The following is a 20,683-nucleotide window of genomic DNA, read 5'->3' as shown; positions in this document are numbered from 1 at the left end:
ACTAAATGAACAACATGACAACATTTCAAACTTAAGCAATTAAAGCGAGGAGACAGTAACGAGAACATCAAACCATAGCTCAAAAAACAGGCTAAGATCACACTATCCGTGATTTTTACATCACTAGATTGATTTTAATCAGACCGCGGGACGAGTTTATCGTCAATACTCATCTCAAATAAGAACAAGAATACGTTTATATCCTCTTAATCGGAGTGAACCCATGCGGCAGAGACGCTTGCAACTTATGCAGTCACTTTTTGATGAATATATTGAGATGTACGCCTCACGGGACGACAAGCTCACAGCCCGTTTTAGTGATAATTTTAGTGGTTATGCAGGTAGCAGTGATATCCTTGTCACCAGTAAAGATGAATGGATAAAAATAACCCGTCAGGACTTCGCCCAAGTCCCCGAACGGATCCGTATTGAGATGTTAGATCTATCACTACAGGATCTTACTGAAGATATTATTGTTATTACTGCATTTTTTCATATTCATCTCCCCATTCCAGACTCGATACTCAGCCAAGAAACAGCAAGATTAGTGCTGGTTTTTCAGCAAGAAAGCAAAGATTGGAAAATCGTCCATAGTGGAATTTCGATTCCCTATGGCATAGCCAAAAAAGGTGAAATTTATCCAATGACAAGTTTAGAAGAGCGCAATCGAGAGCTAGAGTCCATTATCCAAGCGCGAACCTATGAACTTGCAGAAGCAAATAACAGGCTAGAAAAACTCAGTAATACCGATGGATTAACCAATATTGGCAACCGTAGATTGTTTGATCAAATGCTACAAAAGGAATGGAGCCGTGGACAACGTAGCAACACCCCCGTTTCTCTTATCATGCTAGATATTGATCACTTTAAATTATTTAATGATTTTTATGGCCACCTCGCTGGAGATGACTGTCTCAAAATGCTGGCGAACGGCTTATCTCAATTTGGTCGTCGGGCGGGTGAATTGGTCGCACGCTATGGCGGCGAAGAATTTGTTATTTTACTCCCCAATACGGATCTGCAAACGGCACTCGATACAGCCAAGCAGGTACATCAACTTATCCAATCGCTTGCTATTCCCCATATTAAAACCAACCTAGGCATTGTCACCGTCAGCGTGGGGGTCGCGTGTTTACTCCCCTCAAATAAACATAACGCCCTTGAATTAGTCCACCAAGCAGATACTGCCCTTTACTTGGCTAAGTCTACAGGCCGTAACTGCATACGCTCAGCACCACCTAATGGAGCTCAAATATAACCATTAAAAAGCCCCGCTAAGTTGCCTTAGCGGGGCTTTATTCATTCACTGTAGGCGATCACTTTGTGGTCGCCACAACCACCATTAGCCGCGGCTAGCGCGCTTACGGTCGTTTTCAGTTAAGTGTTTCTTACGAACACGGATGCTCTTAGGTGTCACTTCAACTAATTCGTCATCATCAATAAACTCAAGCGCTTGCTCAAGAGTTAAAGTGATTGGCGTAGTCAGAACCTGAGCTTCGTCAGTACCAGAAGCACGCATGTTAGTCAGCTGCTTACCTTTCAGACAGTTAACTGTCAGGTCGTTTGAACGTGAGTGGATACCCACAACTTGACCTTCGTAAACTTCGGCAGCGTGGCCAATAAACAGACGACCGCGGTCCTGCAGACCGAACAGTGCGAATGTCAGTGCCTTACCCGTTGCGTTAGAGATCAATACGCCGTTAGCGCGTTGACCGATATCGCCACCTTTGTGCGGACCGTAGTGATCGAATGAGTGGTAAATCAGACCCGTACCTGAAGTTGCCGTTAAGAACTCAGTTTGGAAACCGATTAAGCCACGGCTTGGGATGATAAAGTCAACGCGCACGCGGCCTTTACCGTCAAGCTGCATGTCTTTCATTTCAGCTTTACGGATACCCAGCTTCTCAATCACTGTACCTTGATGTTCTTCTTCAACGTCAACGGTCAGGGTTTCGTATGGTTCACACAGTTCACCATCGATGGTTTTTAAGATAACTTCTGGGCGAGAAACTGCTAATTCGTAACCTTCACGACGCATGTTTTCGATCAGGATAGATAAGTGTAATTCACCACGGCCAGATACCGCGAAACGGTCTGGGCTGTCGGTTTCTTCAACACGCAGTGCCACGTTGTGCACTAATTCCTGTTGCAGACGCTCAAGAATGTTACGTGAAGTCACGTACTTACCTTCTTTACCCGCAAAAGGTGAAGTGTTGACTTGGAAAGTCATGGTCAGTGTTGGCTCGTCAACAGACAATGGTGGCAGCGCTTCAACATTACCAGCAGCACACACGGTATCAGAGATTTTCAGCTCACCTAAACCAGTAATCGCCACGATGTCACCCGCGTTAGCGACATCAACTTCAGTACGCTCTAAGCCCATGTAACCTAATACTTGGCCCATTTTACCATTGCGCACTTTACCGTCAGCACCGATTACGCTCACCTGTTGGTTAGCTTTGATGCTGCCACGCTTGATGCGACCTACACCGATAACACCTACATATGAGTTGTAATCAAGCTGAGAAATTTGCATCTGGAACGCACCTTCAGCGTCAGCTGCAGGTGGGGATACTTTTTCAACGATAGTCTGGAACAGTGGCGTCATATCTTCGCTCACTTCATCCGGATCCAAGGTTGCAAAACCGTTTAATGCAGAGGCATAAACGATTGGGAAATCTAATTGTTCATCAGTCGCACCTAAGTTGTCGAACAGGTCGAATACTTGGTCGATAACCCAATCAGGACGAGCACCTGGGCGGTCAATCTTGTTGATAACAACGATTGGCTTTAAGCCTTGAGCAAACGCTTTTTTGGTTACAAAGCGAGTCTGTGGCATTGGACCATCAACGGCGTCAACCAGCAGTAACACTGAGTCGACCATAGACAGAACACGCTCAACCTCACCACCGAAGTCGGCGTGACCAGGGGTGTCTACGATGTTAATGCGGTAGTCGTTCCACTTGATGGCAGTGTTCTTTGCCAGAATCGTGATTCCACGCTCCTTTTCAAGATCGTTGGAGTCCATCACCCGCTCAGTAGCTTCTCCCCGGGTTGCAAGGGTTCCTGATTGCGACAGCAGCTTGTCAACCAGGGTCGTTTTGCCATGGTCAACGTGCGCAATAATGGCGATGTTACGTAAATTCTCTAGCACGGATAAACCTCTTACCATCAAACAAAAATTAGGGATATTACAATATTCGTTACAGCAATCTACGTTGAGTCGCCATAAAAAAGCGTGACATTCTACTCCAGAGCGGCCATATCGCACAGGATTATTTTTGAACACTTATAAAACAATTTTTTGAGCCCCATGCTATCGAATCAATTATGGCGATAAGACAAATCACCCAAATGCACCGTTAAAGAGCAGGCAATTTGCCACTTTATCTTGACGCTAACATGGCTAACCAGCTGAAATCACTATTCTTCACTGAAATGTCATTGCAGACTATGCGCTCAAGGCCGCAATAAGTATAGCGAATAACCCAAGTTAAGCTGCCAAGCTTTTTAGCCCAAGCATATCAAGGCGCAAAACCATCATGCATATATGCTGGCGCAGATGGTTTTAGACGCAGTTTCAACAAACTCTATTCGCAGCAACGAACAGCCTAACTAACATATTGACAATAAAGTATTATTTATTAAATCAAATCCAAATTAGTTTACAAAAAACAACTCAGCATTCCATAGTTTTGTGACATTATGGCAAACGGTTAAAGCAGTGAGCTTAAGCGGTTATCTAGACTCACTAATGTGCTAAATTCATTCCGCTTTGCTTAGTAGAATCGACGGTAACAGGCATGCAGTTTAGCTTGAATATGGGTTGCAATGAGCCAAGCAAGCTTGCGCTTATCGTCACTGCACTAAAATGGGATACGAATCAGGCGCACCAAAATGGATGAATGCACCAAAATGCCACATACAAACGCACCAACACAGTGCAACCAAGAGTTTAACCTGGTGCAATAAAAAACATACCCCATAAATATCAACAAGTTAAATTGTTGGCATGGATATCGCTATATAACTCGTAAGTTTGCTCAAGCACAACTTGAGTTAAAAGATTATAGAAGGGACATCCCTTTACCCTACCGGAGACTTGAGAATGTCAGTTGAATCAGTTTTAAAGCAACTTGAAGAATTAGAAGTTAAGTTTGTTGATTTACGTTTTACCGACACCAAAGGTAAAGAGCAGCACGTATCTATCCCTGCTCATCAGGTAGACGCTGACTTCTTCGAAGACGGTAAAATGTTTGACGGCTCGTCAATCGCTGGCTGGAAAGGCATTAACGAATCAGACATGGTGCTGATGCCTGACCCAACGACATTTGTGTTAGACCCATTCACCGAAGAAACCACTGCACTGATCCGCTGTGACGTCCTCGAACCAGGCACAATGACTGGTTACGATCGCGACCCACGTTCTATCGCTAAAAAAGCGGAAGAATACTTACGCTCAACTGGTATTGCTGACACAGTATTAGTTGGACCAGAACCCGAATTCTTCTTGTTCGACGATGTCCGTTTCGGTACTGACATGTCTGGTTGTTTCGTTAAAATCGACGCAAAAGAAGCAGCTTGGAACTCAGGCACTAGCTACGAAGGCGGCAACACCGGTCACCGTCCATTCGTGAAAGGTGGTTACTTCCCAGTGGCACCAGTTGACTCATCACAAGATCTACGTAGTGCTATGTGTTTAGTGCTTGAAGAAATGGGTCAAGTGGTTGAAGCTCACCACCATGAAGTGGCCACTGCTGGTCAAAACGAAATCGCTACTCGCTTCAATACCCTGACTAAAAAAGCGGACGAAATCCAGATCCTGAAGTACGTAGTACACAACATGGCCCACGCCTACGGTAAAACTGCGACTTTCATGCCTAAGCCAATCGTTGGCGACAACGGTAGCGGTATGCACGTTCACCAATCTCTGTCTAAAGATGGCGTGAACCTGTTCGCCGGTGACAAATACGCAGGCTTAAGTGAAACTGCACTGTACTACATCGGTGGTATCATCAAGCACGCTCGCGCGCTGAACGCTTTCACTAACCCAAGCACCAACTCTTATAAGCGTTTAGTACCACACTTCGAAGCGCCAGTTATGCTAGCTTACTCAGCGCGTAACCGCTCTGCTTCAATTCGTATTCCAGTGGTACCAAGCCCTAAAGGTCGCCGTATCGAAACTCGCTTCCCAGATCCACATGCAAACCCATACTTAGGTTTCGCAGCACTGCTGATGGCAGGTATTGATGGTATCCAAAACAAGATCCATCCAGGCGAAGCAATGGATAAAGATTTGTACGATCTGCCAGCAGAAGAAGCGGCTGAAATCCCACAAGTAGCGACTTCATTAGAAAACGCCCTTGAGAACCTGCAAGCTGACCACGAATTCTTAACTCGCGGTGGTGTATTTAGCGAAGATTTCATCCAGTCTTACATTGCACTGAAATCTGCAGAAGCTGAGCGTGTAGCACGTACAACTCACCCATTAGAGTTTGAAATGTACTACAGCCTGTAATGGCTAACAGCATGCAACTACTCACTGTATAAATGCATGCATAAAGTATAAAAGCCCCAACAGTTTTGCTGTCGGGGCTTTTTTGTATCGCTATTTTGTGGATGCAAGCAACGCAAACTACCGTTGAATCAATTCGTTAAAGGTATGATTCATATCAAGGGAAAAACTGCCGTAATAGCACGGGTTTAAAGGAATAGCGTGAATCAGTCTGGTACAGAGTGATTCACTGACATGAATAAGAAAAATTAGTGGATCAATCCGCCAGCCCTTACGATCCCGATAATACCAATCAAAATCCAAAAACCATTGAGTAAGGTATAAGCGGCATCTTTGCGCAAAGCGGCACACCATGTTAGTAAAACAGCATCTATTGTGTTGAAAATCCAAACAAACATAAAAGGACTTTCAGGGCCAAGCCAACTAACAAGCGAAAAACTAAATATCCGCATTAGGACGCCAACCATTTCTAAGGCCCGCATATTTGCGTTCAAAAATGTATTAATTTTTTTATAAAACAATTTATTACCACTCTTTTATTTATCATGTAGAACAACATAAAGAACGACTGTTACCAAGCTCCCCCTGTGTCACAGGGTAAATTGAACGAAATTTTAATATATAAACTACACAAGGCGAATCTGATTCACACCACATCAAATCACACCACAAATATTGCAGGCCAATGCCGTGGTATTGACCTTATAACACATGGTAAATATGCCTACTAAATTGCTTTGCCGCTGGGATATTTTTAATGGATATGCGGCGATCCACGTATCTCTAAGCTGCGAGAGCTCAGCTTACGAGGCACCTTGGTTAACGCTGAACCAATACATCGTCGCAGTTAACAACTAGGTTATTTAGGTTGGTTAGATCTTGTTACTATTGCTGAATATTTGACAGGGATGATCATATCGTTAGAATGCCGCTGAAACAGAAAACGTTAGCGTCGAATACAGCCAGCTCTGGTTCCACACGACTAACGCGCTTAGTTGTTCTGGTGAGTCCTCTACCGAAGCAATGCCGTTTTTCATATATAAACAATCACATATAAACAATGGAGTGGTTATGATGCGTTGGTTGGTTTGGTTGATTGTGTGCTGGTCTCTCACGGGATGCGCAACAATAACATCGAGGATGGGAGCCGATTCAACTTGGGGGCATTCTTTCTCCAGTGTTCAAACGGCGGTCGATAATGGCGAGGAGTGTGCGATAGTTTCTGCGTTATCCGCCCCGCCACTGCTACTGTTTACTATCCCCCTGACACTGGTAGATATGGGTAGCTCGCTGATCGTCGATACTGTGATGCTGCCCGTCGATTTGGCTATCACGCCCAGCAATCCCAAGCTACGAACCCCGCGTTCTATGTTCTGCCGCTATAACTACAGCATTTAAGCATATTCGCCACCCATAAATGACCTCAGCCTCAGGGCATGGGTTAACGACATCGGGTATTAGGGGTCGCCTTGGCGCACCATAGCCATACTCCCTGTTCGAGGCAATTACGGCGTGTCGGCCGAGTAAGCTAAGTTCAATCCGTTACCGATGGGCTTTTATTACCTCCAGCAACCTTAGGATATCGGCCTTATCGTTATAAATATGCGGCGATACGCGTATCCCTAAACTGCGGGCATCGACACTGATATTTGCCTCAGCCAAAGCAGCCATTATGTGCGGCTGCCGCTCGCCAAATTGCAAAATCAGCGTGCCGCTACGTTTGTCCACTTCCCGTGGCGAAACCAGCTCTTTATCCAATGTCTGCACCACTGGCTCCATCAGTTGCAGGTTATGTTCACGCATGACCTGTGAGCCAATCTTGGCAAAATAGCGAATACTATGGGCGGCAATAGCGTAGGGAGCGATGGAAGGCGTACCGCCCCAAAACCGCAACGCCGTTGGATGGTAGCGAAAATCATGAATATCAAATTCGAAGGGATTTTCATGGCTAAACCAGCCCACATCCTGCGGCTGACATTCGGGCAAGATGGCCGGATTAATCCACAGATACGCTGCGCCAGGGCCGGAGCATAACCACTTCACACTCGAGCCAATCATAAAATCCGGTTGTAACTTGGCTAAATCCAGCGGCAAAATCCCCGCCGATTGCGCCACATCAACAAGGCTCAAACAGCCACGCTCACGGGCAAGGGGGATAATCTGCGCGAGGGGTGCTTGTTGTCCTGTGTTTGAATAGGCGTGACTGACAAAGACCAAATCGACATCGTCGCAGATATGCGCGTCCCACACATTGGGGTCGGTAACATCTAAACTCTTGGGAATAAAGCGCAATTCGCAGCTTGCGGGCAATGCCTTTTTAAGGGCGAATCCCATGCTGGGAAAATCAATTTCGCTCATCAGCACCACGGCGCCGCCATCGCGCGTTAATCTGCCAAGGGACATCACGATTTTGCTCAAGGCACTTGATAAGTTCACCTGCGGGCAAAAATCCTGTGGCAGCCCTTGGAACAAGCTCGCCAGCGCAGCAGTAAAGTTATCGATTACACCTAGCCATTGACCCCAAGGCTCACGCCCAGACTCCTGCCATGGCGCAAAAAATGCCTGCTTCAGCGCCTGCTCGGTTGATTTAAGCGGTCGCCCCACAGAATGGTTAAGCAGATAACCAGGGCCGGCAAGGCAAAAATCCTGTTTTACATTTAGCAGCATGGCCTTACCTCAAACTGTCTTTGAGTTTTTTCAAATCGTAATAACGGGTGCGAATATCGTCACGTAATACGGCGGCGCGTCTATCCCTTAAACGCTCAAGGGAGGCGAGCAGTACATGCAATGGTGGGCCACTGGCGGTCACTTTGGCTAAATGTTGTTGTTCCATGCTGACCGAAGGCTCAGCAATATATTTAGTTACTAATTCATTGTGATGTTGAATCGCAGTTTGCCCATGCAATTCACAGACTTCGATAAACAGCTTGAGGTTTTCTTGATACCAGTCCTGATGAACACTGCCCTTGGCTTGCAAAAAGTCATCCATCAAATTAGGGCGGCGCATGCATTCCCGCAGGATTTGTTGATCCTCCGGCATCATGTATAAAAACTTATCCACCAACATTTGCGAATAAGATGCTTCGTTGGCAAAACATAAACCTAGGGTTAAATCGATAACGTTAATCCCGGCAAAGTCACCCGCATTAGCGCCTCGATACACCACAGAACCGACCCGATAAGGTTTGTAATAAGGTCGAACGCAGTAGAAGAAACGATCAGTATCTAAGCGCTTGAATAATTGCTGGTTTGACTCAATCACATCCTGTAGCGCTTGTTTAGTCACCCGCAGTAAATCATGGCTAATAGGGTGAGAAATCCCCAAAGGCTGAATTTTTAATAGCGCATCACTTGCACGCTTATAGGCCAAAATGCCTTTTGTGTTGTAATCCACAAACAGCTTTTCATCGGGCAGATCGGTAAAACGTTTGTAGATACCATTATGGGCGCGGTTATGGGTGGTTAAATGGGCAGTAGCAAAGCGCGGCGTGACCCCAATCGAGGCGCCGATATGCATCGCCAGCGCCGAAGCTTCGAGGAGTGGCGAGGTGGTTTCCCGCGTTGGCTCGGTAATTTCGTGGCGACGACAGGCGGCCATATACAGGCCAACATTGCCAAGTAAATCAAAGGCACTGTCAAAGCCTTCATCGGTATTGCCTTCATCGAGCAACGCTTTGACAAGCTCGCGCCCTTCACTTTCCAATGCGTGTTTAAGCTCAGTGCCAACCCCTTGCACATTAGCACGGTCCGTTTGCTGGTAGTAAAGCTGTTCAAGCTGCGAGTTGAGTTCCACAAAGCGACTGCGGATCCACTCATCGAAGGCTTCAGTATTATAGGTGGCAGGTTTCACTTGGACATCCTTGGCGATTGTTATGGTTATTTTTACCGGAGCAAGTACTAGGGCATTTTTACTTGGCTGCAGGCGTCATTAGCGCTTCCGAGTTAACAAGGATGCAACTTTTGGCAGTGCGTTTCTAGCGCTAGCTCAAATTTATGAAAAATCTAATGCCACTTTTTATTTACACCTTGCGCCAGCGCAAGTTCTTAAAGCCAATCGCCTCGCAAAATAGCGCCAAATACAGGTAGTCCTAATACAAATAGTGCGGCAGGTTCCGCTGGGGTAAAGCAAAATGATTTTAATGGAATTTATTGTCGTACTCGGCTGCTTACTGCTGGGCACCCGCTATGGCGGCATGGGTCTCGGGCTGATTAGTGGTATTGGCTTGTTTTTACTGACGTTTGTCTTTGGCCTTGCCCCCGGACAACCACCAGTGCAAGTAATGTTAACCATTCTTGCGGTTATCGGCTGTGCCGCAGTACTGCAAACCGCGGGCGGCTTAGATGTGATGATGCAGTTTGCCGAACGCTTACTGCGCCGCCATCCGCAATACATTACCATTCTGGCACCATTAACCACGTGGACACTGACCTTTTTGTGCGGCACGGGCCATGTGGTTTACACCATGTTCCCGATTATCTCTGATATCGCCCTAAAGAAAAACATTCGTCCAGAACGCCCGATGGCTGTTGCCTCGGTCGCATCGCAAATGGCAATTTGTGCTTCGCCCGTATCGGTTGCCGTCGTTTCTATGGTATCGATTTTGGCGGCGCAGCAGGGCGTCGGTCATGCCTATAGCATGCTGGACATTTTAATGGTGTCCGTTCCCGCATCCCTTTGCGGTGTGTTAGTGGCAGCACTGTGGAGCCTACGTCGTGGCAAAGATTTAGATAAAGACGAAGAGTTTCAAGAACGAATTCAAGATCCTGTGCAAAGAGCCTTTATCTACGACAAGGGCGAAACGCTGCTAAATCAAACCTTCCCCAAGGAATCGTATTGGGCAACGGGGATCTTCTTTGCCGCTATCGCCGCCGTGGTATTGCTCGGCTCCTTTAGTGAGCTGCGCCCAGTATTTGAAGAAAAAGGCAAGCTAGCGCCACTGTCGATGAATCTAGTGATCCAAATGATGATGTTGATCGCCGGCGCCTTTATCTTGATGAGCTGCAAAGTCAAACCGGCTGAGATTGCCAATGGTCCGGTTTTTAAAGCGGGTATGGTGGCGATTTTCTCAGTTTTTGGCGTGGCGTGGATGAGTGATACTTACTTTATTAGCCATATGGATGTGCTGAAGGAAAACCTCTCCCATGTTGTGCAAAACCAGCCTTGGACCTATGCCCTAGTGCTGTTTTTAATCTCTAAACTGGTCAACAGCCAAGCGGCTGCGCTCACCGCAATCGCACCGATGGGATTGGCTTTAGGCGTGGATCCTAAGCTGTTAATTGCATTTTTACCCGCCAGCTATGGCTACTTTGTATTGCCAACTTATCCAAGCGATTTGGCCTGCATCGGTTTCGACCGTTCTGGCACCACTAAAATTGGTAAGTTCATCATTAACCACAGCTTTATTATCCCAGGACTGATTGGTGTTGGTACCGCCTCAACCGTGGGTTATCTGCTGGCAACTACGCTACTGTAAAGTTGGTTTGCGTTAATAAGCACATATAGTCAGGTCGATAACGCCTCATTGTTATCGGCCTGATTTATTGAAAGAGATGAAAATGCTCTGTACGAAAGTATTAAGCTCCCGCTAAATCCCCTTATCAGCTAGACGTCTTTAGCAACAGCAGCATACAATCCAGCCTTATATCTTGCTGAATCAATTTATCTTTTGAGAATGTAGTACTAAAGATGGCTAAAGGTTTTCGCTTATGGATACTGAGTGTGAGTCTGGGGCTTAGCTTCAGTTTTCTCGGTTATCAGTGGCTTACACGCTATAACTTCAACACTGATCACCAAGTGGGTGATGTTATCGACTCCCTCAATGGGGTCGAGATTTACTATAACGGCGGCGTCAATACGAATGAGGGACGCAACCTCTCTCTCGACGGCTATAACCTCGGCATAAAATATCAATGCGTAGAATTTGTTAAGCGCTACTTTTACCAACGATATCAGCACCAAATGCCTGACAGTTTTGGGCACGCTCGAGACTTCTTCGATAATCTGCTCACTGATGGCAGTTGGAATGAAAAACGTGCGCTGCGCCAATTTACCAATGGCAGCCAAAGCAAACCTATGGCTGATGATTTGCTGGTCTTTGCACCATGGATTTTAAATCCCTATGGCCATGTTGCCATCATCGCGGCCGTAACAGACAACGGTATCGAAATTGCCCAGCAAAACCCCGGCCCATTTGCACCATCACGGGAATATTTTCCGTTAATACAACAAGCAGGCCTCTGGTATATCGATGCGCCTCGCGCCAAAGGTTGGTTGCGCTGGGAAACCAGACCCGATGTGGTAACTGAGAATAGCGGCTTTATCGACCCCGTAATGGTCATTAAGGAATAGGTGTGGGGATCATTAACTGGCTAAAGCAGCAACTGGGCATAAAAGCGAAAACCAGCTTGCAGGAAACTGATCTTCAAACACTCTTTGGTGCATCGGCAACGCCTAGTCTCTCTTTGCCTCTCCACCAAGCTTATCCCTTAGTCACGCCAACAGCTCAGACTGAATTATCCGCCTATCAACTCCATTGCTTGTTGAATGATGAAGATAAACAGCGACTCGACACTTTACTGTACCGGGCGGGATTAGAGCAAATTGTAGGTTCTGACGCGCCATTTAATGGCGTGCTGCATCACACCAGCCAACAGACAACGGTATTTTTACAGCAATATGCTGATTTTGCAGGGTCCTGCGTACTACTCATCACCAATGATATTAATCTATTGCAACAGCTTATTGCATTTAAGGCCATGCCGCCTGCTCCTTGGGAAAGTTTTCCCGATGTCGATCCTGATACACTGGGGAGTCTGCAGGGGAATATTGGCTTTTGGTGCGATGCATTTTGGCGACCCTACTGGTTATCACTTGGGGAAACTGAGCGCCTGCAATATCCCACAAACTGGCGTGAATTCAGTGAGTTTCACTAAACGCGAGCTGTAAGAGGTAAACAATGAAACTGAAATATATCACCCTCGTTATCGCCCTTTTTATCCTTGCCGGATGCCTAGTGCCTGAGCAGCCGATTATCCCCGTAAAAGGTGCCACGAATAAGGATTGGAATAGCCAAACCTTTTGGTATGAGCCTTGGGGAAGTTCGGGCACACATAAGGGCATCGATATTTTTGCAGCCACGAATACCCCCGTTATCGCGCCAACGCCCATGTTACTTTTGTATAAGGGGGAGTTTTTTAAGGGCGGTAAGGTGATCGTTGGACTCGGACCAAAGTGGCAAATCCATTATTTTGCTCACCTCGATAGTATTGATACATCGACAGGCTTATTTGCGGGGCGCGGAGATGTGCTCGGTACCGTCGGCAGCACAGGCAATGCTCAAGGTAAACCGCCCCATTTGCACTATTCCATTTTAAGCCTGTTCCCAAGACCTTGGCGAATAGACACTTCAACTCAAGGATATAAGAAGGCGTTTTACTTAAATCCAATCGACTATTTAGACCCTAAGTAGAGCTGACTTAAGGTTAATCAGTTAAGCATTCTCGTTAGCGACGATCTCTGCTGCAACTAGCGCAATAGGCGATGCAAGTTCGGTTTCTACTGCGATGGCCTGCGCCGCCCGATCGGCTTTCGAAATATATTTGGGCTTATTGCTGTTATGTAACTTGGCATTGGCCTTTTTCGCCTTCTGCTTAAGCGTTTGATTAATTTTCTTTTTACGGTTCATATGGGCACCAAGGCGAGAAAAAGGCGACCATTATAATCTTCCTTTAACTCGGCAACAAATCAGGGAAATAGGCCGCCGCATAAACCATCAATCTAAATGCACCTATTTGTTAGGCCAATCACAACTCCTACAGAATGCCACTTTTCCTCTGCATTTTATTTACAACGCGACTAGACAAGCCCAATTCACTTCCTTAAAATCAGCGACAATAAAAATCGTTATCATTTGCAATGTTGTTTAACGGAATAGTCTGATGCCAAGGATACGGTGAAGCAAACTCACTCGCCCTTAGCAGGAAGTTATATGACGTTCAAAACCTCTTTTGTTGCCCTCGCCGTATTTGCGGCACTCACCCAATCCGCTATTGCACAAGAAAAATCCGACACGGAAATAAATAAAAACAAAGACATCGAAAGAATTACCGTGACTGCGAGCCGAATGGATAAATCGCCAAGCTCAATCCCCAATACGGTGACCATTATCGACCGCGTGCAACTCGAAGAGCAGTTCCGCACCACCAAAGATCTGTCGACCATTATTGGTAACTTAGCGCCAAGCTTTTCACCCAGCCGCCAAAAGATGAGCAATACGGGTGAAACTCTGCGTGGTCGTGCACCATTAATTATGATCGATGGCGTGCCGCAATCTAACCCGCTGCGCAGTGGTGGCCGCTCAGGACAAACTATTGATCCTGCGATGATTGAACGCATCGAAATTATTCACGGTGCCAATGCGATGCACGGCTTAGGCGCACAGGGCGGTATTATTAACTACATCACCAAAAAGCCCACAGGTGATAACCAGCACGTCGCCAGCTTTGATGTCACAGTGCCTGACTCGCTCAAATCTAACGGTGTCAGTTTTGGTGCCAGCTATGCGTTTTCAGGCGAGTCTGAATTGATCGATATGCTAGGCTCGGTGAGCTATCGCAATAACGGGGTTTACTACGATGCCAATCACGATGTGATTGGGGTGGACACCACGCAAGGCGAGTCCATGGATAGCCAGAGTAAAGACTTCTTTATTAAGTTAGGTCACAACTTTACTGAGTCACGCTTAGAGCTGATGGTTAACCATTACAACATGGATAACAATGGCGACTGGATGGCTGTTGCAGGTAATAAACCCAACGGTATTCCAACCGGTGCAGTGGAACAAAAACAACCCTGGGAAGCAGCTAATAACGAAGTCACCACCACGAGTTTGACCTACAGTCACGAAAATATTGCTGGCCAACAACTGAGTATGCAATTGTTTAATCAGGACTTTAAAGCCGTATACGGTGGAGGTTGCTTCGATAGCTTCTACGATCCTTCCTTTGAAGGCAGCGATCAGGTGGTTCAGTGTGGCGTAAATAGTAAAGGCGAGCACTTATACTACGAGCAATCGCGCAACTCTTCGGTTAAGTGGGGCCTAAAAACCTCCTTAATCGCTAAAAACATTGCTGATACGGGCATCGATGCCGCCTATGGTATCGACCTATTCCGCGATACGACTGAGCAGGACTTAGTGAAAACAGGCTTCTCTTGGGTGCCTGAAAGCACCTATGATAACTTCGCACCGTACCTGCAGTTAGACTATGATTTAATTAAAGATTTAACCTTATCAACCGGTGTGCGTTACGAACACGCCACCCTCAATGTTGATGACTACAAAACCCTCTATGGTGCTGGTAATAAGCAAATTGCGGGGGGCGAAGCGACCTTCGATGAAACCTTATTCAATGTCGGTTTATCCTATAAAATCACGCCGGATATCCGCGTTTACACTAGCTACAACCAAGGTTTTGGCATGCCAGACATTGGCCGTATTCTACGTGACGGCAACAGTTTCCCTGGCGCGAATCCAAGCATTAACGACTCTTTAGCCTTAACCCCAATCGTGACCGATAACGTTGAATTGGGCGCAGATTATCAAGGTAGTTTCTTAAGTGCCAAGATTGCTTACTACCGTTCAGCCACCGATTTTGGTGCCCGTTTAGCCTTAAACAGCGACGGTTTTTACGATGTAAAACGTGAGAAAAGTGTCATTGATGGTATCGAAGCCAATGTCACCGCTTACCTGACAAGCAATGATGATTTGGGGATGAACATCGCCCTGCAGCGCGGCGAATACGATGTAAACGGCGATAACAAGGTCGATACCGATCTCGATGGCGCCAATATTTCACCAAATCGTATCAACTTATTCTGGACCCACAACTTCGATAATGAAATGTCGACACGTGTTCAAGCCAACTACTTTATGGACCGTGATTTTGAAAATGCCAAAGGTGCTAAATATGCCGAGTTTGATGGTTACACCACTGTCGATGCGTCATTCTCGATGCCGCTCTACACTGGCACCCTAAGCATTGGTGTACAAAACCTGTTTAATAAGGATTATTTCAACTACTACTCACAAACCATGGGTACAAATGATCGTTATTTCAAAGGCATGGGCCGTACCGCCACCTTGGGCTATACCGTGGCATTTTAATTAGCACGTTCATTGACTGTAAAAACAAGCGCAACCTAGGTTGCGCTTTTTATTGGCTCATTGAAACGCGCTATTCCTTTGTAACCACCCATAAGGCATGGAGCAAACCGGGAAACCAGAAAAATATACACAGCACAATGTTAATTAGCAGTTCTTTGCCTGCGCCCGCTTTTAAAAATACCGCAACGGGAGGCAATAGAATCGCAATAATGACTAATAGTAATTTGTTTGTATCCATGGCTGGCCATCCTTAAACCGTAATGAGTGACGAGTGAGCAGTTGCTAACTTCGCAGTTAGTGCGCTGGTTTGCAACCACTTCATTATCAACTGCTTTGCTTAAGTCGCTTTCGAACTCGCCTTCAATTAACATTCAACCCTTTCAACAAAAATACCAAAAGCCATCTATAGTTAAAGGAAAATTGAACGTTGCCATGGAATTTGATCCCCAAGCCCTTTTACTGATTAAATTTATCTGTCTGCTGACGGGTACAGCAGCCATTGCATGGGGATTAATCGCAAAACCATTAAAAATTGCCACCTTAGCCAGCATGCGTTTTTCCCTTGCCAATATTTGTGTTCTCATCGGTATTACACTCAACACCCAGCGAACAGAATCAGATAGTTACCTCTACTGGTTTTGCGCAGATATCGCTATTTTACTCGGATTTATTATGCTGCGGTGGGGCACGCAATACCTGTTCCGATTGCAGCACAGCGCAAGGTTCGATCTTACAATCCTTGCGATCACCGCTGCACTCATGTTGATGGTTCCGCCAAACTATCACTCGGAATCCATACTCGCCATGCTGTTTTCAGTAAATGCAGCGCTGTCTTTTATGATGTTAACAAGGGACAATTACAGCGCGATTATGAAAGACACAGGGAACAAGGTCGCGGCAGCTATGGTGATGCCATTAATCGCAATGGTAGCCATCTTCTGTATTCGCTTTTTTATCGCACTGTTTTCCCCTAGCGAAGCACAGATATTTATCGCCATGTACACTGCTGATGCAGTGCCAGTACTTTGGTTTTATGTTTTCCTCGCCCTACTCATAAATATTGTGATGATTGGTAACGCAATGACTCGTCTTGTTAGCAAAATCAGAATATTAGCTGAAAAAGATCAGCTTACAGGTTTGTGGAATCGACGTGCGATGCAAAAGAGGCTTACGGCAATTCACCAACGTTGGCAAAAACATCATGAGCCTTATAGCGTAATTTTGCTCGACCTCGATCACTTCAAACAAATTAACGATCAATATGGGCATGATGTTGGTGATCTCGCACTACTCACAGCAGCAAGATTATTCAGCAGTACATTACGAGAATACGATGTGCTCTGTCGCCATGGTGGCGAGGAGTTTTTAGTGTTACTCCCCGCCACAAGCGCGCAAGCGGCCAGAGTTGTTGCGGACAAACTACATCGGATACTGAGGGAGAATCCGCTTCAATGCCAAGGGCAAGAAATCCAGCTTTATGCCAGTATTGGTTACGCCACTATTTACCAAGGATGTCAGCCGGACAAACTGCTGATTGAGGCCGATCATGCCATGTACCGCGCGAAATCCGAAGGGAGGGACCGGATCTGCCAAGCCTTATCCACCCAATAAAAACCTATCGCTCAGGCCAATCTAAGGTTGCTGGCGCTTGCCAAAGGGCAAGCGCCTCGCTGACCTTCTCTGTTAAAAAGAGCTCACCCTGCTGCGGCCTATCGAGATACGCATAATCCTGCCAAGTGCCATCCTCATGTCGATAACGAAAATGCAGGCAATAGGCATGCAGATAGCAACGGTCTGCCACATCAACACCATAAAGGGCATCACCCAAAATCGGCACCCCAAGGCTAGCAAGAGCAACGCGCAACTGATGGGTTTTACCCGAATGGGGTTTGAGCAAATAGAGCCTTAGCCCATCAGCTACACTGGTGGAGAAAAATTGCGTTACTGCGGGGTTTTCTTTTGTTCTAAGCAACTTAAACATGCTGCGACGGGATTTAGCCATATCGCCAATCACCCAGCCTTGCTTCTTTTTAGGTTTACCTTTGGCGAGGGCAAGATAGTATTTTTGCACTTGGTGGGCACTAAAAAGCTCAGTGAACTGCCGCGCTGCCGCGGGATGCTTTGCTAACAGCAACAGGCCTGAAGTTGGCGTATCGAGCCGATGCACGGCAAACAGCTTGATGCCTAAATCCTGCTCGAGCTGTGCAACGACACCAGCACTGCCGTCTTGACTGTGAAAATGCACATTTGGCGATTTAGAAATAACAAGGAAATCAGCCTCATCGGCTATGATTTGGTACATGGAGTTCTCAACAGTGTCACGCGGATATAGGCCTAAAACTGGATGGTGACCACAAGGCCAGGATGATTATCCGAAAGAGTAATCTGCGCATTGTGCCGCGATAAAATCGCTTTGACCATAGATAATCCCAAACCCGTGCCTTGCAAATGCCGGCTTGGGTCGAGGCGAACTAAACGCTCAAATACTCTTTCCTTGCTGTCATCGGGGATCCCAGGGCCATTATCGCAAATCTTAATTTGAGCGCCGGACTGAATAATATCGATACGAGCGCCTTGGCCTGAGTACTTCATCGCATTGTCGACCAAGTTATATAAGGCTTGGAATAACAAATATTTATCGCCATGAACTTTATGATCAGCAAGTAGCGACAGACTCAAGGTTTGCTCATTCGACTCAGCTACCGCATCAGCCATTTCCAGCAAATCGGTGCAGAGCTGAGCCAAACTCAGCTCTTGTAAATCTAAGGTTTGCTGACCCTCCTCAATCCGTGTGAGGGAGAGCATGGCATCAAAGGTCGCAAGGCAATGATCGAGTTCTTCGGTCAAAATCGCGCAACCTTCGCTAATTTCATCGGGGGATTTGGCCGCCAACTCCTCAAGACCAATGCGAATATGGGATAAGGGCGTGCGCAAGTCGTGGGCAATATTATCTGTCACCCCGCGCACCGCCATCAGGTTATTCTCGAGAATATCCAGCACGTTATTAAACTGCAGCGCCAGCATATCGAACTCGTCCTGACGCCAACTGAGCGGCAGACGCGTGTCGTAATGCCCCCGCTCAATTTGCTCACTCAAGCGGTTGTACTGCACTAAGCGGCGCAAAATCGCCTTAGAAAACAAATAGCCCAACGCCAAGGTTAACACTACGGTCAACATCACGGCCGTGGCCGCCGCACTGATAAATTTATCGATCAAGGTGGCTAAGTTATCGGTACGAGTGGCGATGAGTACAGGGCCATAGCGAGTCATGACTAGGCCGCCGGTGAGGATATGCAGCTTATCAGGGCCGCCAGTTAAAATCGGGAAATCCCGGGTTTGTGGCAGCATGGGCATGCCTTCAGGCATAAAGCTTAAGGCCCCAACCATGTCATAACTGTTACGCCAGGCGATGAGCGCCGTCTGCGGATCGGCGGCACGAATTTGTGCCGCAAAACTGCGGCGATCAACTGTAAGCGCAAGCTGCTGATAGCGTTGGGTTTCTGACTCGAGATACTGAGTCACTTGGTACTGCTGTTCGATAATCAGTTGCCGATAAAGGGCAAACAGCAAAGCGCCTATGATCACAGTCACTAAGGTCGAGAAGATAATAGTGATGCGCCAGGCGCTGCTTTGGTAAGGCTTAATGCCTTTGGCGTAAGCGATAACCCGCTCCCCTTACGGTTTCAATCAATTCACCGTGGCCTAACTCTTCAAACTTGCGGCGTAACTTGGCGATGTGCACATCGATCACATTGGTGCGGGGATCGAAGTGATAATCCCACACCGCTTCGAATAATAGCGTGCGGCTAATCACCTGATTGGCGTGTTCCATCAGATACTTAAGCAGTTGGAATTCTTTGGGTTGCAGCATTAAATCGTGACCATCTAAGGTCACGTTGCGGGTGAGCAACTCCATTTTTAAGCCACCGACCACTAAATCTGTGGTAATAGGTACGGATTGGCCCCGTTGCATCAGCTTTTCGGCACGCACGAGCAGCTCCGAAAAGGCAAAGGGCTTAGTCATATAATCATCGCCGCCCGCACGCAGACCTTTCACCCTTTCATCCACATGGGCAAGCGCCGACAGGATAAGCACTGGGGTTTGGTTACCCGTGGCTCTGAGGGCGGCCAGCAGTTTCAAACCATCGAGTTGGGGCAACATGCGGTCGAGAATCAAGAGGTCATACTGACCACTGGTGGCTTGCAGCAGGCCTTGATGACCATCGCTGGCGGTCTCAATATTATGCCCCTGCTCAAGAAATCCTTTAACGATGTAGTCGATCGTTGTCGCATCATCTTCAACTAAAAGTATTTTCATCTGTATGCTGCGCTCCCCTGTCTTCACTTAGCGGTGATGCTCAGTGCTAATCCCACTTAAGTAAAGGTAGTTGCCGTAAATTTTCAATATCGAATGCCAATTTATACTTACCAGTATCATCCAGCAACTTTAACTCTAAGTAGCTGATACCTAAGTCATGATCTAACTTCGCATCAGTCAAAAAGGCCTTATGGTCCTTAGTCGCCATCGCAATAATGCCAGAGAAGGTTTGATGCTTAGTGCTGATAAGGCGTGCGGCTTCCACTTCGCCAACATCGTCGGCAGTGACTTTACCCGCTTTTTGTTTCAATAACTTACCATCTCGCGCCCGATATTCGAAACGGGTAATCGCATTCGCCAGCGGATTAATCAACTCAAATTGGTAGACCAACTCACCTTCCTGCATTTCCATTTCAAACTCGGCAATCACGCCAGGAAAATCCTTCTCAATTTGCTGCATCACGCTTAACGGCGGCAGATATTCACCGCTCGAAAGCATCGAATACATGCTCTGGGCTGCGGTAGCAATCCCAGATATCAACATGAATCCTAGCAACCATAGTCTCATGGCTCCTCCATAAAAATCGGCTAAGTTTGTATCTTATGAGACAAACAGTTAGATGTCGATGGCGTGCCAAAGCTACCATAATCTCTATCACTGTTTGTCTATGACGGCGCCTAGTTCAT

Annotated in this window: 19 protein-coding genes; 9 read left to right on the top strand and 10 right to left on the bottom strand. The window is 46.7% G+C overall.

Translation table 11 applies throughout. The features are described 5' to 3' along the window. The first annotated feature begins 223 nt into the window (after positions 1 to 223). Complete coding sequence (locus H9J30_RS12590; protein ID WP_240131319.1) at positions 224 to 1,258, top strand: diguanylate cyclase; 1,035 nt, start codon at positions 224 to 226, stop codon at positions 1,256 to 1,258. 84 nt (positions 1,259 to 1,342) lie between these two features. Here the strand turns inward: H9J30_RS12590 and typA are convergent, their stop codons facing one another. Next, positions 1,343 to 3,154 carry a translational GTPase TypA gene (typA, locus tag H9J30_RS12585; RefSeq protein ID WP_240131318.1) on the bottom strand — a complete coding sequence of 604 codons (1,812 nt, stop codon included), beginning with the start codon at positions 3,152 to 3,154 and terminating at the stop codon, positions 1,343 to 1,345. Positions 3,155 to 4,108: 954 nt separating this feature from the next. On the opposite strand from typA, the gene glnA reads away from it, so the two are divergent. Beyond that, on the top strand, positions 4,109 to 5,518 hold the full coding sequence (gene glnA, locus H9J30_RS12580) for a glutamate--ammonia ligase (RefSeq protein WP_240131317.1): 1,410 nt from the start codon (positions 4,109 to 4,111) through the stop codon (positions 5,516 to 5,518). A 245-nt stretch (positions 5,519 to 5,763) separates the two neighbouring features. On the opposite strand, the gene H9J30_RS12575 is transcribed toward glnA, so the two are convergent. Beyond that, positions 5,764 to 6,036 carry a CBU_0592 family membrane protein gene (locus H9J30_RS12575; RefSeq protein ID WP_240131316.1) on the bottom strand — a complete coding sequence of 91 codons (273 nt, stop codon included), beginning with the start codon at positions 6,034 to 6,036 and terminating at the stop codon, positions 5,764 to 5,766. Between the two features lie 550 nt (positions 6,037 to 6,586). Here H9J30_RS12575 and H9J30_RS12570 point away from each other — a divergent pair. Then, positions 6,587 to 6,913 (top strand): YceK/YidQ family lipoprotein, encoded by a 327-nt coding sequence (locus tag H9J30_RS12570; RefSeq protein WP_240131315.1) that lies wholly within the window; start codon positions 6,587 to 6,589, stop codon positions 6,911 to 6,913. 144 nt (positions 6,914 to 7,057) lie between these two features. Here H9J30_RS12570 and H9J30_RS12565 read toward each other — a convergent pair whose 3' ends face one another. Together H9J30_RS12565 and H9J30_RS12560 are read right to left on the bottom strand one after the other, a co-directional pair. Continuing rightward, complete coding sequence (locus tag H9J30_RS12565) at positions 7,058 to 8,182, bottom strand: aminotransferase class V-fold PLP-dependent enzyme (RefSeq protein WP_240131314.1); 1,125 nt, start codon at positions 8,180 to 8,182, stop codon at positions 7,058 to 7,060. Positions 8,183 to 8,186: 4 nt separating this feature from the next. Beyond that, positions 8,187 to 9,365 (bottom strand): PrnB family protein, encoded by a 1,179-nt coding sequence (locus H9J30_RS12560; RefSeq protein WP_240131313.1) that lies wholly within the window; start codon positions 9,363 to 9,365, stop codon positions 8,187 to 8,189. Positions 9,366 to 9,645: 280 nt separating this feature from the next. Between H9J30_RS12560 and H9J30_RS12555 the strand changes: the two genes are divergently transcribed. The 4 genes from H9J30_RS12555 (at position 9,646) to H9J30_RS12540 (ending at position 12,984) form a co-directional block, all read left to right on the top strand. Further along, the gene (locus H9J30_RS12555) at positions 9,646 to 10,989 is read left to right on the top strand and encodes an anaerobic C4-dicarboxylate transporter (protein ID WP_240131312.1); all 1,344 of its coding nucleotides are present in this window, start codon (positions 9,646 to 9,648) and stop codon (positions 10,987 to 10,989) included. Positions 10,990 to 11,201: 212 nt separating this feature from the next. Continuing rightward, a complete protein-coding gene (locus tag H9J30_RS12550; protein WP_240131311.1) occupies positions 11,202 to 11,864 on the top strand; it encodes a CHAP domain-containing protein in 663 nt (220 codons plus the stop codon). Between the two features lie 2 nt (positions 11,865 to 11,866). Continuing rightward, positions 11,867 to 12,448: a hypothetical protein gene (locus H9J30_RS12545; RefSeq protein ID WP_240131310.1), complete on the top strand. Its 582-nt coding sequence runs from the start codon at positions 11,867 to 11,869 to the stop codon at positions 12,446 to 12,448. Positions 12,449 to 12,471: 23 nt separating this feature from the next. Next, positions 12,472 to 12,984, top strand: a complete 513-nt coding sequence (locus tag H9J30_RS12540; RefSeq protein ID WP_144345230.1) for a M23 family metallopeptidase — start codon at positions 12,472 to 12,474, stop codon at positions 12,982 to 12,984. A 21-nt stretch (positions 12,985 to 13,005) separates the two neighbouring features. On the opposite strand, the gene H9J30_RS12535 is transcribed toward H9J30_RS12540, so the two are convergent. Further along, positions 13,006 to 13,200: a DUF2986 domain-containing protein gene (locus H9J30_RS12535; protein WP_240131309.1), complete on the bottom strand. Its 195-nt coding sequence runs from the start codon at positions 13,198 to 13,200 to the stop codon at positions 13,006 to 13,008. 303 nt (positions 13,201 to 13,503) lie between these two features. Here H9J30_RS12535 and H9J30_RS12530 point away from each other — a divergent pair, with 303 nt between their 5' ends. Further along, positions 13,504 to 15,678: a TonB-dependent receptor gene (locus tag H9J30_RS12530; RefSeq protein WP_240131308.1), complete on the top strand. Its 2,175-nt coding sequence runs from the start codon at positions 13,504 to 13,506 to the stop codon at positions 15,676 to 15,678. Between the two features lie 70 nt (positions 15,679 to 15,748). Here H9J30_RS12530 and H9J30_RS12525 read toward each other — a convergent pair whose 3' ends face one another. Next, positions 15,749 to 15,916, bottom strand: a complete 168-nt coding sequence (locus H9J30_RS12525) for a YqaE/Pmp3 family membrane protein (RefSeq protein ID WP_240131307.1) — start codon at positions 15,914 to 15,916, stop codon at positions 15,749 to 15,751. A gap of 194 nt (positions 15,917 to 16,110) precedes the next feature. On the opposite strand from H9J30_RS12525, the gene H9J30_RS12520 reads away from it, so the two are divergent. Further along, positions 16,111 to 17,289, top strand: a complete 1,179-nt coding sequence (locus tag H9J30_RS12520) for a GGDEF domain-containing protein (RefSeq protein ID WP_240131306.1) — start codon at positions 16,111 to 16,113, stop codon at positions 17,287 to 17,289. Between the two features lie 4 nt (positions 17,290 to 17,293). Here the strand turns inward: H9J30_RS12520 and H9J30_RS12515 are convergent, their stop codons facing one another. Genes H9J30_RS12515 through H9J30_RS12500 form a run of 4 tightly spaced genes read right to left on the bottom strand, consistent with a single transcriptional unit; the run spans position 17,294 to position 20,564 of the window. Continuing rightward, entirely contained in the window at positions 17,294 to 17,980 is a 687-nt protein-coding gene (locus H9J30_RS12515) for a TIGR01621 family pseudouridine synthase (protein ID WP_240131305.1), read from the bottom strand. A gap of 32 nt (positions 17,981 to 18,012) precedes the next feature. After that, positions 18,013 to 19,269 (bottom strand): sensor histidine kinase, encoded by a 1,257-nt coding sequence (locus H9J30_RS12510; RefSeq protein WP_240131304.1) that lies wholly within the window; start codon positions 19,267 to 19,269, stop codon positions 18,013 to 18,015. 49 nt (positions 19,270 to 19,318) lie between these two features. Beyond that, positions 19,319 to 19,996, bottom strand: coding sequence for a response regulator transcription factor (locus tag H9J30_RS12505; protein ID WP_011621087.1), 678 nt, complete (start codon positions 19,994 to 19,996; stop codon positions 19,319 to 19,321). Between the two features lie 46 nt (positions 19,997 to 20,042). Next, positions 20,043 to 20,564, bottom strand: a complete 522-nt coding sequence (locus tag H9J30_RS12500; protein WP_240131303.1) for a PepSY domain-containing protein — start codon at positions 20,562 to 20,564, stop codon at positions 20,043 to 20,045. Between the last annotated feature and the right edge of the window lie 119 nt (positions 20,565 to 20,683).

The organism is Shewanella cutis (assembly GCF_022410515.1).
Lineage (GTDB): Bacteria > Pseudomonadota > Gammaproteobacteria > Enterobacterales > Shewanellaceae > Shewanella > Shewanella cutis.
Note: the sequence above shows the minus strand (reverse complement) of the source record. Positions and strands in the feature narration are given on the sequence as shown.